The organism is Exiguobacterium sp. s127 (assembly GCF_018618695.1).
Lineage (GTDB): Bacteria > Bacillota > Bacilli > Exiguobacteriales > Exiguobacteriaceae > Exiguobacterium_A > Exiguobacterium_A oxidotolerans.
Genome location: NZ_JACSMO010000009.1, coordinates 84,498 through 100,753, shown reverse-complemented (window position 1 = coordinate 100,753; position 16,256 = coordinate 84,498). Strand labels below are relative to the sequence as shown.

Annotated in this window: 19 protein-coding genes; all 19 read right to left on the bottom strand. The window is 50.1% G+C overall.

The genetic code is table 11. From position 1 onward, the window contains the following. Positions 1-30: 30 nt before the first annotated feature. The 19 genes from atpG to KNP98_RS12105 all read right to left on the bottom strand — a co-directional run bounded on the left by atpG (position 31) and on the right by KNP98_RS12105 (position 16,255). Entirely contained in the window at positions 31-882 is an 852-nt protein-coding gene (gene atpG, locus KNP98_RS12195; protein WP_088837967.1) for an ATP synthase F1 subunit gamma, read from the bottom strand. A 58-nt stretch (positions 883-940) separates the two neighbouring features. After that, positions 941-2,449, bottom strand: coding sequence for a F0F1 ATP synthase subunit alpha (gene atpA / locus KNP98_RS12190; protein ID WP_029331744.1), 1,509 nt, complete (start codon positions 2,447-2,449; stop codon positions 941-943). 19 nt (positions 2,450-2,468) lie between these two features. Next, a complete protein-coding gene (locus tag KNP98_RS12185; protein WP_088837968.1) occupies positions 2,469-3,002 on the bottom strand; it encodes a F0F1 ATP synthase subunit delta in 534 nt (177 codons plus the stop codon). Beyond that, complete coding sequence (gene atpF, locus KNP98_RS12180) at positions 3,002-3,535, bottom strand: F0F1 ATP synthase subunit B (protein WP_088837969.1); 534 nt, start codon at positions 3,533-3,535, stop codon at positions 3,002-3,004. The genes KNP98_RS12185 and atpF overlap by 1 nt, the downstream gene beginning before the upstream one ends. 125 nt (positions 3,536-3,660) lie before the next feature. Continuing rightward, the gene (atpE, locus tag KNP98_RS12175; RefSeq protein WP_012371545.1) at positions 3,661-3,873 is read right to left on the bottom strand and encodes a F0F1 ATP synthase subunit C; all 213 of its coding nucleotides are present in this window, start codon (positions 3,871-3,873) and stop codon (positions 3,661-3,663) included. A 75-nt stretch (positions 3,874-3,948) separates the two neighbouring features. Next, positions 3,949-4,692, bottom strand: coding sequence for a F0F1 ATP synthase subunit A (gene atpB / locus KNP98_RS12170; RefSeq protein WP_088837970.1), 744 nt, complete (start codon positions 4,690-4,692; stop codon positions 3,949-3,951). Positions 4,693-4,700: 8 nt separating this feature from the next. Further along, positions 4,701-5,087, bottom strand: a complete 387-nt coding sequence (locus tag KNP98_RS12165) for an ATP synthase subunit I (protein ID WP_088837971.1) — start codon at positions 5,085-5,087, stop codon at positions 4,701-4,703. After that, the gene (locus KNP98_RS12160; RefSeq protein WP_014971404.1) at positions 5,084-5,302 is read right to left on the bottom strand and encodes an AtpZ/AtpI family protein; all 219 of its coding nucleotides are present in this window, start codon (positions 5,300-5,302) and stop codon (positions 5,084-5,086) included. Before KNP98_RS12160 ends, KNP98_RS12165 begins: the two co-directional genes overlap by 4 nt. 1,130 nt (positions 5,303-6,432) lie before the next feature. Beyond that, positions 6,433-7,572: a non-hydrolyzing UDP-N-acetylglucosamine 2-epimerase gene (wecB, locus tag KNP98_RS12155; protein WP_204251406.1), complete on the bottom strand. Its 1,140-nt coding sequence runs from the start codon at positions 7,570-7,572 to the stop codon at positions 6,433-6,435. A gap of 104 nt (positions 7,573-7,676) precedes the next feature. Further along, positions 7,677-8,306 (bottom strand): uracil phosphoribosyltransferase, encoded by a 630-nt coding sequence (gene upp / locus KNP98_RS12150; RefSeq protein WP_029331752.1) that lies wholly within the window; start codon positions 8,304-8,306, stop codon positions 7,677-7,679. A 75-nt stretch (positions 8,307-8,381) separates the two neighbouring features. After that, a complete protein-coding gene (locus KNP98_RS12145; protein ID WP_214811548.1) occupies positions 8,382-9,359 on the bottom strand; it encodes a hypothetical protein in 978 nt (325 codons plus the stop codon). Between the two features lie 132 nt (positions 9,360-9,491). Continuing rightward, a complete protein-coding gene (locus KNP98_RS12140) occupies positions 9,492-10,136 on the bottom strand; it encodes an ABC transporter ATP-binding protein (RefSeq protein ID WP_214767759.1) in 645 nt (214 codons plus the stop codon). After that, the gene (locus KNP98_RS12135; protein ID WP_214811545.1) at positions 10,133-11,164 is read right to left on the bottom strand and encodes an ABC transporter permease; all 1,032 of its coding nucleotides are present in this window, start codon (positions 11,162-11,164) and stop codon (positions 10,133-10,135) included. Before KNP98_RS12135 ends, KNP98_RS12140 begins: the two co-directional genes overlap by 4 nt. A 70-nt stretch (positions 11,165-11,234) precedes the next feature. Further along, positions 11,235-12,605 (bottom strand): sensor histidine kinase, encoded by a 1,371-nt coding sequence (locus KNP98_RS12130; RefSeq protein WP_214767763.1) that lies wholly within the window; start codon positions 12,603-12,605, stop codon positions 11,235-11,237. Next, on the bottom strand, positions 12,602-13,270 hold the full coding sequence (locus tag KNP98_RS12125; RefSeq protein WP_214811542.1) for a response regulator transcription factor: 669 nt from the start codon (positions 13,268-13,270) through the stop codon (positions 12,602-12,604). The genes KNP98_RS12130 and KNP98_RS12125 overlap by 4 nt, the downstream gene beginning before the upstream one ends. Positions 13,271-13,382: 112 nt before the next feature. Next, positions 13,383-14,642 (bottom strand): serine hydroxymethyltransferase, encoded by a 1,260-nt coding sequence (gene glyA, locus KNP98_RS12120; protein WP_088837978.1) that lies wholly within the window; start codon positions 14,640-14,642, stop codon positions 13,383-13,385. Between the two features lie 111 nt (positions 14,643-14,753). Continuing rightward, entirely contained in the window at positions 14,754-15,293 is a 540-nt protein-coding gene (locus KNP98_RS12115; protein ID WP_214767769.1) for a TIGR01440 family protein, read from the bottom strand. After that, positions 15,294-15,734: a ribose 5-phosphate isomerase B gene (gene rpiB / locus KNP98_RS12110; protein ID WP_029331763.1), complete on the bottom strand. Its 441-nt coding sequence runs from the start codon at positions 15,732-15,734 to the stop codon at positions 15,294-15,296. Positions 15,735-15,739: 5 nt separating this feature from the next. After that, a complete protein-coding gene (locus KNP98_RS12105; protein ID WP_029331765.1) occupies positions 15,740-16,255 on the bottom strand; it encodes a low molecular weight protein arginine phosphatase in 516 nt (171 codons plus the stop codon). Between the last annotated feature and the right edge of the window lies 1 nt (position 16,256).

Here is a 16,256-nt window from a genome sequence, read left to right as displayed (position 1 = left end):
TCCTCCTACCTATCATTACGTCCTTGGGGCTTACTGCTGCGCAGCTGCTCCACTGACGATCTCTGTGATTTCTTGCGTGATTGCAGCTTGTCGAGCCCGGTTGTAGACGAGAGTCAATCGACCGATCAAGTCATCTGCGTTATCTGTCGCACTTTGCATTGCTGTCATACGTGACGCATGTTCTGCTACTTTCGCGTCAAGAAGCGCACCGAAGATCAAGCTTTCCGCATAACGCGGAAGGAGTTCAGAAAGGATTTGCTCCTCACTTGGCTCATACTCATAAGTCGTCGAAGACGAAGCTTCGATTTCTCCGAGTGGGAGAAGGGTTTCGACTTTCACTTCTTGGCTGATGACAGACAAGAAATGGTTGTAGCTCAGCTTGAGTTCGTCGATTTCACCGTTCGTGAACGCACTCACTGTACGCTTCACGATTTCAGCTACATCAACATACGAAGGAGAATCGTTGAGTCCTGTGATCGCGTCTGTGACCGTGATTCCGCGTGAACGGAAGAACTGAACACCGACTTTACCGACCACATACAGAACGTAACTGTCCGTAGTGTGCTTTTCTTTGATTTCCCGGTAGACTTCACGCAGCACGTTGGCGTTATATGCACCAGCTAAGCCGCGATCCGATGTGATGACGATAAATCCAGTCTTTTTGACGGGACGTTTCTCGAGCATCGGATGGCTCGCACCTGTCGTGCCATTCGCAATGGTTCCGAGAACCTCCTGCATTTTCAGCATGTAAGGCTGGAACTTCGCGCTATGTGCTTGAGCGCGGTTTAGTTTCGACGCCGAAACCATGTTCATCGCTTTCGTGATCTGTTTCGTACTTTTCGTCGAGTTAATCCGCGTTTGTATCTCGCGCAACGATGCCATTTCGATTCACCACCTTGTTAGTATCAAGAGCGTTCAGGCGAAGCCTAAGAGTTGACCCTTAGACTGTCGCTTGGAACGTTTTCTTAAATTCTGAGATTGCTGTAACGAGTTCTTCGTCAGCCGGAAGGTTACCTGTTTTACGGATCTCATCGCAAAGCTGTTTGCGGTTTTGATCGAGCCAGAGGTTGAGTTCCTTTTCAAAACGACGAATATCCGTAACGGCAACATCATCAAGGTGACCACGAGTCAAGGCATAGATGATGATGACTTGCTTGTCAACAGTCAACGGTTGGTTAAGATCCTGTTTCAGAACCTCTACTGTCCGCTCACCACGGTTAAGCTTCGATTGTGTCGCTTTATCAAGGTCAGATCCGAACTGTGAAAAGGCTTCGAGCTCACGGTAAGAGGCGAGGTCAAGACGGAGCGTACCCGCTACCTTCTTCATCGCTTTTACTTGAGCCGATCCACCAACACGCGATACCGAGAGACCCGGGTTGATCGCTGGACGGACACCTGAGAAGAAGAGATCCGATTGAAGGAAGATTTGACCATCCGTGATCGAGATAACGTTCGTCGGGATGTAAGCCGAGATATCCGACGCTTGTGTCTCGATGAACGGAAGTGCTGTTAAGCTACCTGCGCCAAGCTCGTCGTTCAATTTCGCCGCACGCTCAAGAAGGCGTGAGTGAAGGTAGAAGACATCCCCTGGGTAAGCTTCGCGGCCTGGTGGACGCTTCAAGAGAAGCGAAAGCTCACGGTATGCAGCTGCTTGTTTTGAAAGATCATCATAGATGACAAGAACGTGCTTGCCGAGATCCATGAAGTGTTCACCCATCGCTACACCAGCGAATGGTGCGAGGTAAAGAAGTGGTGCCGGCTGTGAAGCAGCGGCAGAAACGACGATCGTGTAATCAAGTGCACCGTTTTTACGGAGTGTTTCAACAACACCACGGACTGTTGATTCTTTTTGTCCGATTGCGACGTAAATACAAATCATGTTTTCTTCTTTTTGGTTGATGATTGTATCGATGGCGATCGACGTTTTACCTGTCTGACGGTCACCGATGATCAACTCACGTTGTCCACGACCGATTGGAACGAGGGCATCGATTGCCTTGATTCCTGTCTGAAGTGGTTCGTGAACCGATTTACGTGCCATAACGCCAGAAGCTTTACGCTCGATTGGGTTATAGTGTTCTGTTTCGATTGGACCAAGACCATCGATTGGCATACCGAGCGGGTTAACGACGCGACCGAGCAATGCATCCCCTGTCGGTACTTCCATGATGCGTCCTGTACGGCTAACTGAATCGCCTTCTTTAATATCAAGGTAGTCACCAAGAATGATGATACCAACGTTGCCTTCTTCTAAGTTTTGCGCCAAGCCCATTGTGCCGTTAGCGAATTCTACGAGCTCTCCCGACATGACGTTGTCGAGTCCGTGTGCACGAGCGATACCATCACCAATTTGGATGACCGTACCCGTCTCGTTCACTTCCATCGTAGAACCGTACTGCGCGATACGCGCTTTAAGCAGGGCGCTGATTTCTTCAGCTCTAATGCTCATGCGTTTCACCCCTATTTTCTTACGCTTTTAACAGCTCACGCTCAAGTCGCGTTAGTTTCGTTTCGATCGTGCCGTCATATGTCGTGTAACCGATTTGGACGCGAAGTCCTCCGATTACGTTCGTATCAACAACATTTTCTACTTCAAGCGTTTTACCTGATTTTTGGCCGAACGTTTCTTTCACTTTCGTGATTTCCGCGTCTGACAATTTGTATGCACTCGTCACGACGGCTGTCGCAACGTTACGGTGTTCATTCAATAACGCAATGAAATGCTCCGGCAAAGACAATACTTCCGCCGCACGGTCGTTTTCGACCATGACGAGGATGGTATTCAAAACAATCGTGTTGAAGCCCGTGAAGCTCGTCTGTAAGACTAACTTCAGCTCTTCCGCAGAAATCGATGGGTTACTTAAAACCGATGCGAGCTCTGGTGTTGCGTGGAGCACTTCGCCGAGCGTCCGCACATCAGCTTCTGCTTGCTCGAGCACATGATGCTCAAGCGCAAGATCGAAGAGCGCTTTTGCGTAGCGTCCCGCTACGTGATCACGCATTAGTTCGTGCCCTTAGTGTCAGCAAGGAATTGATCGACGAGCGCGCGCTGAGCGGCTTCGTCTGTCGCAAGCTGTGTTTTCATGACGTGGCGTGCTGCAGCGATTGCTTGAAGAGCAACATCGTTCTTCAAAGCAGCTTGTGCTTCAGCGCGTTCACGGTCGATTGCACGGCGTGCTTCTTCCTTACTCATTTCTGTCTCAAGACGTGCCTGCTCCATCGCACGTGCTTGTTCTGCCTCAGCTTGACGGCGTGATGATTCTAATAAGTCACGTGCTTCCGTACGTGCCTTATTTAATTCTTCTTGTTGTTGTTCTACGTAGACTTCAGCGTCTTTACGGCTTTTTTCAGCCGAGTTGATCTCGCTAGCCACATGCTCTTCCCGCGCTTTCATCATGTTGATGAGCGGGCCCCAAGCGAATTTCTTCAAGAGGATGAGGAGCAAGAGGAAAACGACGATCGTGACGATCATATTGGCAAGTAAAAGGTGGCTTTCTTCGCCGCCTGCTTCTGCCGCAAGATACGTAAGATTCATTCGATTACACTCCCCTCGTGGTTGGTCCAACTTCTTATATCTACATAAGGGAGCAAAAGCTCCCGTGACGGTTCACTCCTGTCGAACGAATAACGCCCTATGTAGCTCGTTTCTTAAACTATGGATTAAGAGTTGAGGAGAAGGAAACCGACCGCTACACCGATGATTGGAAGTGCCTCAACAAGACCGATACCGATGAACATTGTTTGACGAAGTTCGTTTTTGAGTTCTGGCTGACGTGCTTGTCCTAATACTGTACCGTTTACGATAAGACCGTTACCGATACCAGCGCCAAGTGCGCCGAGTCCGATGATGATCGCTGTTGCAATAAGTTCCATTATAAATTGCCTCCCTAGATTGTGTTCGAAATTTGGTCGTGCGATTATCGGAAAAGCAGATGCTTTACCTTCGAATTAATGGTCGTGCGCTGCCTTATGTCCGATGTAAACCATCGTCAGGATAAGGAAGATATACGCTTGGATCGCTCCGATGAAGAGTGAGAATCCTTGCCAAATCAGCATTGGAATCGCTGAAAGGATGACACCGACTGGTCCGAGGAATTGGAAATCGTTCGTTCCAGAGATGATTCCGATCGAGAGAATGATTCCGATCATGATTTCACCAGCGAAGATGTTCCCGTAAAGACGAAGACCGAGCGTCAACGTGTTTGCGAATTCTTCAATGATGGTAATAATAAACATCGGCGTCATAAACGTTTTCGCATATGCACCGAAGCCGCGCATTTTCACACCGTAATAATGGCTCATGACCACTACCATAGATGAAAGTGCAAGTGTCACGTACGGATCCGCAGTTGGTGAGTTGAACCAAATATAGTGACCCGTCACAACGTTAAATGGGAGACCCATTAAGTTGGACACGATGATGAATAGGAACAGTGTCATTCCGAAAGTAAGGAAGCGACCCCCTGTTTTCCAATCCATCGTACTGCTGATGATTCCGCGAACGAATTCGAGGAACCACTCTAGCGTGTTTTGAAAACCGGTTGGCTTCATCGCGAGACGTCGCGTACCGGCCACGGCAATCAGGAAGACGAGAGCAGCTGCTATCAGCACTGTGATCAAGTTCGTCCAGCTACCGTACAGAACGAAGTCGCCCCAGAGTGGGATTTCGTAAAGTGGCATTTCGTGGTTCATTTGACTATTCACCTCTTTTCCCGCTTAAGTTCGTGAGTCAAGAACTCACAAAATTGTATGACGTGGCCGGCGAGAAGGCCTATTACCACCGCAGTTAATGACAATTCGGCTTCGTACTTCAAACCGATCATCACACAAAGTACCGCGACCGCCATGCGTGATACGGTCCCTCGAGACATCGGCTTGCGCCCACGCTCGATTACACGATACATTCGATCGACGCTTAATCGTTGCAGCGTCAAGATCATGAAGCTACCTGCCCCACCTAATGCCAGCCCATAAATCACTGGATCACTCGGATAACCGACAAGTAACAAGACAGCCAGGATTCCATAATAGAGTCCAAACCATCGTAAGTACGCACGATACAACGCATCTTGAAGGATTATGTTCATGTCTTGTCTCCTAACAAGTGCCTGATCATTGCGATCATGCAAAGAATGCCGATGAAAATCCCGATGAACACTGAGAATGTCGCTCCCATCTTTTGCCACCAGTCTTGCTGTTCCCCATAGTTCCCAACAAGGAAGCCGATGACGATTGGTGCGGCAAGTGCCGTCGAAATTTGCGAGGCCATGACCATACTCGTTGCGAGCCCTTTTTGGCGCACTAGAGACGACCCCCTTTTCCCAATTGCAGGTTCTTTTTCTTTCCCACAATTTGCGGATTTTCATACTAGTCAAGAATACAATGAGAACCATTTCATAGTCAAATGAATTCACAAATAAAATAGACCGCTGAAACCATTGTATATCAACGATTGATAAGGTTTTCACAGAGGTACCCCATCCACCTCTTTTCACGAAGATGTGAAGAAAATATGTAGTGCTATCAACGTTTAAAGAGATGGTTCACTTGATGAACAAAACCATTGAACAGTAACGTTATATCGCGTTCTGGAATGAGAAACAAGCCGTCTAAAATTGATTTGTGTCGATTTTGTGAAAAAGTAATTTTTGTTCGAGATTGGAAGCGCTTTCGATTCGGGACAGGAAAACGCCCCTGACATCTGTTTGTAACAAAGGATTTAAAGCATTTCCAATTTGTCTGTTGTGTTACTTGTCACAGCTTGAAATGTCATGAATGGATTATAGGTTTTAAGGTCAGCACGGTGATTTAGATTTTACATTTTCTTCACAATCAGGCAGATTGAGGCGTTTGTTTCTTAGTTAAAGATATATTGATGTATGTTTACTCACTGCTTTTTGTTTAGTGATTATCGGATAGACCATTATTGATTATTGAATAGACCTTTCGCTATTTCCTCTCACTTTCCTTGGGCGGGACGCAAGCCGCGATTTCCCTATCGGGTAACCGGGTCTCGCTTGTCCCTGTCGGAAGCGTTCCGCTTCCTCTTCCCATAGGAGTCGAGAGGAATTGCTCAAGGCGATTCAATTTACAAGTGACTAACAACACTACGCCTTGACCAAAGTTTAGTAGAGCGTAATTGAAAAGGACGTACCCCGGTCGACTCGACTCCTACGGGAAAAGAAACCACAGTTCATCGTGGTTTCGTCAGAGGGAAACAAGACCCGGCTTGGCACACACCGTGTACCGAGTCGCGACTTGTCCCTCGCCCGAGGAAAGCGAGGTCGACGGGAACGTCTGAGACAACTTATGGAAGTTAACCTTAAACGGAATCATTAAAAAGGACGCATCCGTTCGTCTTGATTCCCGTGGGAACGACAAGATATACGGAAACGCCCTAAATAAACATTTTTTGGACTGGATTACTTTATTTTAGATATCCGCATGAAAGGGTTCTGGAGTTTCCCCTTGATTGAAGTGCGCTAAAATCGCTGCTGCAATCCGCTCCGACGCATGACCGTCCCCGTAAGGATTTGAAGCATGCGCCATTTTTGCATAGGCCGCTTCGTCTTCAAGCAACTCGCTCGCCATCCGGTAAATCGTCTCTTCATCTGTTCCGGCAAGTTTCAACGTACCGGCTTTGACTCCTTCCGGACGCTCCGTCGTATCGCGTAACACAAGGACAGGTACGCCGAGCGAGGGTGCTTCTTCCTGTACGCCGCCGGAATCGGTCAGGATTAAATGGGCACGACTGGCAAAGTTATGAAAGTCGAATACATCGAGCGGCGGAATTAACGTGATGCGGTCGTGTCCCCCAAAGATTTCAGCCGCTGTTTCCTGGACGACCGGATTCAAATGGACCGGATAGACGACGTGCACGTCCGGATATGTATCGACGAGTCGACGGATCGCCCGAAACATCTGATGCATCTTCTCTCCGAGGTTTTCTCGCCGGTGTGCCGTCATCAAGATGAGGCGTCGTTTGCCGACTGCCTCGAGCACAGGGTGAACATAATCCGGCTGGACCGTCGTCTGCAGGGCATCGATTGCCGTATTTCCCGTCACATAGACACCAGCATAACGATTTTCAGATGCTAAGTTCGCTGCCGCCTGATCGGTCGGCGCAAAGTGCAGATCTGCGAGTGTCGACGTCAATTGACGATTGACCTCTTCCGGAAACGGTGAGTATTTATTATATGTACGGAGTCCGGCTTCGACGTGTCCGACGGCGATTTGATTGTAGTAGGCAGCAAGACTACCGACGAACGTCGTCGTCGTGTCGCCATGAACGAGAACGAGATCCGGTTTGACATCCTTCATGACGAGATCGAGTCCTTCGAGACCACGCGTCGTGATGTCGACGAGCGTCTGACGGGGTTGCATGATATTGAGGTCAGAATCCGGTTCAATCTCGAACATGCGTAACACTTGATCAAGCATTTCCCGGTGTTGCGCCGTGATCGTCACATGGACATCGAACGCTGGATTTTGTTTTAAGGCATTGACGAGCGGTGCCATCTTGATGGCTTCCGGTCGTGTTCCAAAGATGGGCATGACTTTGATGGGCATCATTACTTCCTCCTTTTTCTACTTCCTCCATTTAAGCATAGTTGAAAGCTGTCCTGCATCTTACAACAAAAAAAGCAGCCTGCCGGGAGTGGCAGACTGCTTCTGTCTTACTTCGTACCGAACAAACGATCACCGGCATCCCCGAGTCCAGGGACGATATAACCATGATCGTTCAGTTTTTCATCGAGTGCCGCGAGGTAAATATCGACATCCGGATGCTCTTCCTGAACGCGTTTAACGCCTTCAGGTGCTGCACACAGGCAAGCCAGTTTAATGCTTTTCGCGCCTTGTTTCTTTAAAGAGGAGATTGCGTCAGCAGCCGAGCCGCCTGTCGCAAGCATTGGGTCGACGACGACAAAATCACGTTCTGCGACGTCAGTCGGCAACTTGAGGTAGTATTCCGTTGGTTCAAGCGTCTCTGGATCACGGTAAAGACCGATGTGACCGACTTTGACGTTCGGCATCATCCGAAGCATCCCGTCGACCATCCCTAGTCCTGCGCGAAGGATCGGAACGATTCCGAGCTTCTTGCCTTCAATCATCTTCTGCGTCGTTTTCGTGACCGGTGTCTCGATCGCGACTTCTGTGAGTGGAAGGTCACGCGTGATTTCATATGCCATCAATGAAGCCACTTCGTCGACAAGCTCCCGGAATTGTTTCGTCCCCGTTTCGACTTTACGCATGATTGTCATTTTGTGCTGAATCAATGGGTGATCAAATACATGTACTTTACTCATTGTTTGCATCTCCTCTCAATTCTCTTTTCGCATTGTACTCCAAAAAGTGACCGCTTGGGAACTGTTTTTTTGGAATCACTCCTCCCCAAGCGTACTTTTCCCGTCAAGAATCGCTTGCGCCGCATAGGACCATTCATTATCTGGTTGCTTCGCTAATTCTTCTAACGTCGCCTTATAATCGCCGACCTTATTCTTTTGTTCATAGACGGCCTGCATCCATAACACATCACTCATGTAACCGGAATCCGGGAAGTCCTCTCGATACGCGACATAATCCGTTTGTTTCGTTTCACCTAACTTGCCTCCAGCAATCAATTGATAAAAACGTGCCATGCCCTTCGTTGCGTCATCCGTTAACACAGTTCCCGTCAACAAGCGGTTCGCTGACTTATAATCTTTTTCTTGCGTCGCAGCGATCGCCTGTTTCAATGTTTCTTCGGGAGAAAGCGTCTTCTTTGCATCCGTAGTCGCTTTTGGTTTCGCTGTCTCTTTTGGTTTCGTTGTGTCTTTTGATTTCACTGGTGCTTGTTCTGTCAGCTGTTCATTTTTTTCTTTTAATTGCTCGACTTCTTTTTCAAGCGCGGCCAATTTTTGTTCAACGTTCTCTTGATTGGTCACGACCGGCACTTCTTCCGGTTGTGAGAAATCAAGTTGAAAGAGACCGAGAACGGCAAGACCCGCAACAAGCAATCCGCCGAGCATCCACCGATTCGATTGCAGCTGCTTTTTCCACGGTTTGAGCTGCGGATGATTTTGGACAGCTGCCGGGAGCATGGAAAAACGCTTTTTGACGAGTCGCTTCCCGCCCGCTTTTCCGGCGATTGCTAACCGGTACCGCTGGAGCTCCGCCGGAATCCCTTTGTTCTTCCACTGGCTGAACCGCATGTCCGCTTGTTCATAAAAGCCTGCTTCTTGCATGATGACGATTGCTTTAAAGTCTTCACTGAGTCGTTTATATTCACGTTCTGTTTGACTTTTTTTAGTCAGCCAGTCCGCAATTTGAGTCGTATTGATTGTTTCGAGTTCTGATTGGACCAGTGCTGAAAATTTCATCTGACAGTTTCCACCCTTACCTTATTTTACTAAGGTTAAGTATACCAAAAATCATGGTCGTAAAATATAAGTCTTCTGACGCATGGTGGACAAAACACGGACGCCGCCTCTTGTCTCGAGACGACGTCCGCGTTATTCCACTTCGCTCAAGTAACCATCCTCGATCCGCAGGACACGGTCACAATACTCAAGCATCCGCTCATCATGGGTGATGACGATGACCGTTTTTTGTTCCTCATGGGCTTGCTTTTGTAACACTTCCATCACTTGGCGTCCGTTCGTATAATCAAGGCTTGCCGTCGGTTCATCTGCGAGGACGAGTCGCGGCTGATTGACGAGTGCCCGAATGATCGCGACACGCTGTCGTTCTCCACCCGATAAGGCGTGTGGCAAATGGTGTGCACGGTCTTTTAATCCAAAAGCGGCGAGCATCGCGGCGGCGTCAACTTTCCGCCCCGCTTCTTCTGCGACGAGTTCGAGTTGTTCCGCCGCCGTCAGGAACGGAACGAGATGCGATTCCTGAAAGATGAATCCGATCTCTTCGAGGCGCATCTTTCGGCGTGCTTCGTCCGATTGCTGATTGACGTGCTGTTCCCCAAACTGAATGTCTCCCGCTGTCGGTGTTTGCAACAATCCGAGCAGTTGGAGCAACGTACTTTTTCCACTTCCGCTCGGTCCGACTAAGGCAATCAGTTCACCCGCTTTCGCTTCGAATGAAACATCATGGAGCACGGGGACGTCACTGTAAGTCTGTTCGACATGTGTCATCTTAATCATCCTGCCATTCCTCCCATCGCGTCTGCCGGCTCAAGTTTTTTTAAGGCCCGGAGCGGAATCACGGATCCAATTAATGCCGTACCGATCAACAATGCCCCGTAACCGAGACTCGTATCCCACTCAAAACGAAACGGAATGCCGCTCGGTAAGACTTGGCTGACACCGAGCGTCACGCACAGGCTGAAAGCAAGCGACAGGAGCGTCAAGACAAACACCTGCAAGACGAGCGCGCTTCCAATCGTCCGTGTCCGAATCCCGATCGCCTTCAAGATGCCCAGTTGCTTCATTTTTTGCATCGTCAAAATATAGAAAAACGCCGTCAAAATCAAGGCGCCGATTACGACAAGCGCCAGCCGCATCATCTGGAATGAATTTTGTTCCGCTGCGTAACCGGGAACCTGCTTGACGATGTCTGCTTTCGTATACGTCGTCAGGTCCGTTTTGAATGAATCCTGACTGACAAATGCCGAGACATAGTTCGTCTGCATCTTCGCTTGCCAGTCGTCCCATGACGCAATCGTCGTCCATAACACAGGCGCATGGCTGTAACGTCCATCCGTGACGGTACCGACGATCGTAAACGTCATCTTCGTCCGAAAATCGGTTACTTTGTCGCCGACTGCGGTCCCGGTCTGTTTCGCATAAGCGGTATCGACGAGAACTTCGCCTCGTTTCAACGCTTGCAGTTGCTTTGGACCGTACGCCGTCTCAGCAGGTAACGCAAACACCGTCACATCGTCCTTCGTCCCGTCCTGTTTCTCGAGAACCATATTTTGGACGCCGAGTGCCTCCGCCCCTTTTGGTTGCTCCTGTTCCTCTAAAAATGATCGCGTCAGTTGCCCTTCCGCCTCTTGACTGAGTGCCACCTGCTCAACCGGTAAATTCCGGATGACGGCTCCATTATCGTATGCCAGTCCGTCTGCGAGCCCGGTGATCATTAAAATCAAGACGATGATCAATGTCGTCACGAGCCCCATCAGACCGAAGCGTTTTTTCATCCGGATTAGTTCGCGCCAACCCATTTTCATTTAATATCCCTCCTGTATGTGCGTTACAGGTCTTATCTTACGGATACTATATGAACGGAGCATGAACAACTTACGTCGCCCGTAAAAACGTCAGGATGAACGTCGTCCCCGCGCCGATTTTTGAATCAATCTCGACCGTCCCGTGCAACTGCTTGACGGTCTCGGCGACGATGGCGAGCCCGAGCCCCGTCCCGCGCGAACCGCGTGCCGTGTCGGCTTGATAAAAGCGGTCAAAGGCATGGGCAATCATGTCGTCCGACATACCGGGACCTTCGTCCGTGATGCGGACAGTGACGTGCTCCGCAGTCTGTTCGGCTTCAATCGTAATCATGTCCCCGTCGTTTGAAACATGGAGGGCATTCCGGATGACATTTTGAAAAACATGTTCGAGTGCGGCGGCATCCGCCTCGATCGTCATGTCACTCGCGACATCAACAGCGACAGCGACACCACGTTCATCGATTTGGTAGGCGAGTGTCGCGAGCGTCGTCCGAATCGCTTGTCCAAGATGGATTGACTCCAGTCGCATCCGACTTCCTTCATCGAGCCGGGCGAGGACCAGCAGTTGCCGGGTCATCTCTGCCATCCGGTCTGCTTCACGCGCAATCGTTGCCAGTTTATCCTGTCCGACAGGTGCGACATGCGGTTGCAGTTGACCGGCGTACCCTTTAATCGTCGTCAGTGGCGACTGAAACTCGTGCGAGACGTTGGCGACGAACGTTTTGCGCTCAGCATCCGACTTCGCGACTGCTTCCGCCATCTCACCGAACCGCCGTGACAACTCTCCAATCTCATCGCGCGAGGTCGTCGCCACATGAACGGCATAGTCACCGGACGCGACTTGTTTTGTCGCATCCGTCAAGCGTTTAATCGGACGCACGAGATAGCGGATTGAGAAGGCAAGCAACAGAAAACTGATGACGACGAGTAAGCCGAGGAAGGCTCCGACGAACAAATGGAGTTCACGGATTTGTCGGCTCAAATCGGGTCGAATGAAGACGGCGTCGGTCCCGTTTGGCGTTTCGAGCGACGCACCGACTGTATTGACGACTTCATTGTCAAACAGACCGAGTAAAAAGAGATGAAACGGATAGTCCCGCATTCCGTGATAGACTTCCCCGGCGCGGACCCGTTCGATGATCGCCGGTGCCAGTGTTTCGTCGCGGAATGTATTCCCGTGGCGGATAACGGGGCCTGTCTCCGGGACGACATAGAGCTGAAAACCCGTCGCGCTCAACATGTCGTAGAAGGAACCGGTCTGTCCGTCGCCATGCCGTTCATAGTAGGCAAACGATTGATCGACCGCCTCTTCGACCTTTTGACTATAGGAAGACTGCAAGACATTGTAGTAAAACAAGTTGCTGATCAGTAAGGAAATCAAGGCCGACACGAGCAGGACCAGACAGACGAGTCCGACGATTTTCGTATAAAGTGACTTCATCCCTTCGCCTCCAGTCGGTAACCGAGACCGCGGACGGTACTGATGTGAATCGCGTCCGTATGGCGCAAGCGACTGCGCAAGCGTTTGATATGGACGTCAATCGTCCGATCATCACCCATGAAGTCGAGTCCCCAGACCCGTTCAATCAATTCCTCCCGACTGAAGACACGTCCCGGAAAACTCGCAAGCTGATGTAACAAGTCGAACTCACGCCTAGGCAACGTCAATTCCATTTCGCCAAGCATCACCTGTTGACTGCGTTTATCAATCGTTACGTCACCAAACCGGAGAATCGGAAGCGCCGCCTTTTGATACCGCCGGGCGACGGCGTGTAAGCGGAATAATAATTCTTCCGGGTCAAACGGTTTCGTGATGTAATCATCGGCACCTGCCGTAAATCCGGCGCGTTTATCTGTCAACTCTCCGAGCGCCGTCAACAGCAAAATCGGCAGTTCGTCCCGTTGCCGGAGCTGTTCACATAACTCAAGTCCACTCCGCCCGGGGATCATTACGTCGAGAATCGCCGCCTCGAACGTCAGCTCGTTTATCCAGCACGCCGCTTCTTGCCCGTCTGCCGTCGCCCGGACGCGATGGCCGTCTGCTTCGAGCGTCTCGACAATCAGGTGTTGAATGTTTTGGTCGTCTTCTACGACTAAAATCTCCATCTTTCGTCCCTCCTATCCTATCGTTTACTCGTCAATCAAAAAAACCACCTCTGACTTCTCAGCGATCGAAAAGAAAGAGGTGGTTCAACAGACGGGTCGGCATGCGTTCCGATTACCCGCGTTCCGGGTAAAGCGGGAAGCGACCTGTCAATGCAAGGACTTGCTCGTGTGCATTTTTTAATGTGTCGTCGTCTTCCGGGTTTTTGAGGACGAGTTCAATCAATGCCGCAATTTGTTTCATTTCTTCTTCTTTAAAACCACGTGACGTCATCGCTGCCGTCCCGATGCGAATCCCGCTCGTGACGAATGGGCTGGCCGGATCGAATGGAATCGTGTTTTTGTTGACCGTGATACCCGCTTCATCAAGGGCATGCTCAGCGAGCTTACCTGTGATGCCGAGCGGCTGTAAGTCGACGAGCAACAAGTGGTTGTCCGTGCCGCCTGAAACGATCCGCAGACCACGTGCCGTCAATTCTTCACCGAGTACTTTTGCATTCGTGACGACTTGACCAATGTAGTCTTTGAATTCAGGAGCAAGTGCCTCACCGAACGCGACCGCTTTTGCTGCGATGACGTGCATGAGGGGACCGCCTTGAATACCAGGGAAGATCGATTTATCGATCGCTTTCGCATGTTCTTCTTTACAGAGAATCATCCCACCACGTGGCCCACGGAGTGTCTTGTGCGTCGTCGTCGTGACGAAGTGTGCATGCTCGACCGGGTTCGGGTGAAGACCCGCTGCAACGAGCCCTGCAATATGCGCCATATCGACCATCAAGTATGCGCCGACGCTGTCTGCGATTTCACGGAAACGTTTGAAGTCGATGACGCGCGGATAAGCCGATGCTCCCGCAACGATCAATTTTGGTTTGTGTTCTTCTGCAAGCTTCGCGACGACATCGTAATCAATCATCTCTGTCTCTTGATCGACACCGTATTCGACGAAGTTGTATTGAACACCGGAGAAATTCACAGGACTACCATGCGTTAAGTGGCCACCGTGTGAGAGGTTCATCCCGAGGACCGTATCGCCCTGGTCAAGAATCGTGAAGTAGACGGCCATGTTCGCTTGTGCACCCGAGTGCGGTTGAACGTTTGCATGTTCGGCACCGAAGATTGCTTTCGCACGATCACGTGCCAAGTCTTCTGCGAGATCAACGAATTCGCACCCACCGTAATAACGGCGTCCCGGGTAACCTTCTGCATACTTGTTCGTCAGCACGCTACCTTGTGCTTCCATGACAGCTTGCGAGACGAAGTTTTCTGACGCAATCAACTCGATATTATCGCGTTGACGTCCTAGTTCCTTGCGCATTGCCGAAAAGAGTTCCTCATCTTGCTGTTTCAGATACGTAAGCGGTGTTTGTTCCATCTGAATTCCCCCATTCATTTTCGATACGCCTATCTTAACACGAATAATCAGTCCGCGGCACCCACAAAAAGTGCAGAAAAATAGCAAGAGGTATGCAACCCCTTGCATGAATCATTCGTATTTAGCACGCATTCCACCAATTAACTTCGGACGCGTCGTTGCTGCCGTAACATGTGCCTCACCGATTTCCCGGTGTGGAAGGCGAACCGGGATGGCGACCGGCTTCAAGTGCATGCCGATGAACGTGTCTCCGATGTCGATTCCGGCATCAGCTTGAATCGATTCGACGACGACCGGGGCAGAAAAACGTTCATAGGCGATACTCGCCATCGAACCACCTGCTTCCGGTACCGGGACGACCGTGACCGGTTCCAGTCCAAGTCGTTCAACCGTTTGGCGTTCGAGCGTCAAGGCGCGGTTGATGTGTTCACAACCTTGGAACGCAAGATCGATTTGATGCGAACGACGAAATGTATCGAACACCTCAAACAATGCTTCCGCGACTTCCGGCGAACCCGCTTTTCCGATTTGTTTACCGATGACTTCACTCGTCGAACAACCGATGACGAGCAGCTTCCCTTTGAGGGGGAAGCGCTCATTCAAATCAGTCAACGAGGCTTCAAGATCCTGTTTAATCTGTTCGAGATCCATTTACTTCACCTCATAATCCGAGATTTTGCAGACACGGTTTTCGTGACGTCCACCTTCGAACTCCGTCTCTAACCAAATCTTTGCGATATCAAGCGCAAGACCCGGTCCGATGACACGTTCGCCCATCGTCAAGATGTTCGAGTTGTTATGCTGACGTGTCGCTTTTGCACTGAACGTATCATGGACGAGTGCCGCACGAATCCCTTTGACTTTATTCGCTGCGATTCCGATTCCGATTCCTGTTCCGCAAATCAGGATTCCACGATCAAATTCACCGTTCGCGACGGCCTCAGCGACGGGAATCGCGACGTCCGGGTAATCAATCGAGTCAGACGAATACGTACCGAAGTCCGTATAGTCGATCCCGAGTTCCTTTAATAAACCGTTGATTTCTGCTTTGAGTTTAAAGCCACCATGATCTGCACCGATTGCTACTTTCATCTGAACTATTCCCCCGTTTGTCTAGGTTGTTTTTTCGGAAGTTTCCGGTTGTCCGGCGCTTTTCTTCCATTTCCGTTCTGCGTTAATTTTAACACAAGACGGTTGACGAGGGGTTCGAGTTCATTTCGAACTTGGCGATAAACGTTCATCGATCCACCGTACGGATCGTTGATGTCCCGCTCAAGCCCTGTCACATATTCATAGAGGGTGAACGTCCGGTCCTTCAGTTCCGGGTAACGTTCCCCGACTTCTTGTTTATGACTCCGCGTCATCGTCAAGATGATGTCAGACCAGCGTCCGAGAACATCATCGAAAACTTGCGTATAATGCTCGAGTTCAATTCCCCGTTCCCGCAATACTTGGAGTGCGTTCTCTGACGCATCGAAGCCTTGCATCGAACGGAGTCCCGCAGACCGGACATCAAACTCTTGATCTGCGACTTTTGAGCGTAGTAATGCCATCGCCATCGGGCTCCGGCATGTATTTCCAGTACAGATAAACAATACGCGACGTGTGCTCATC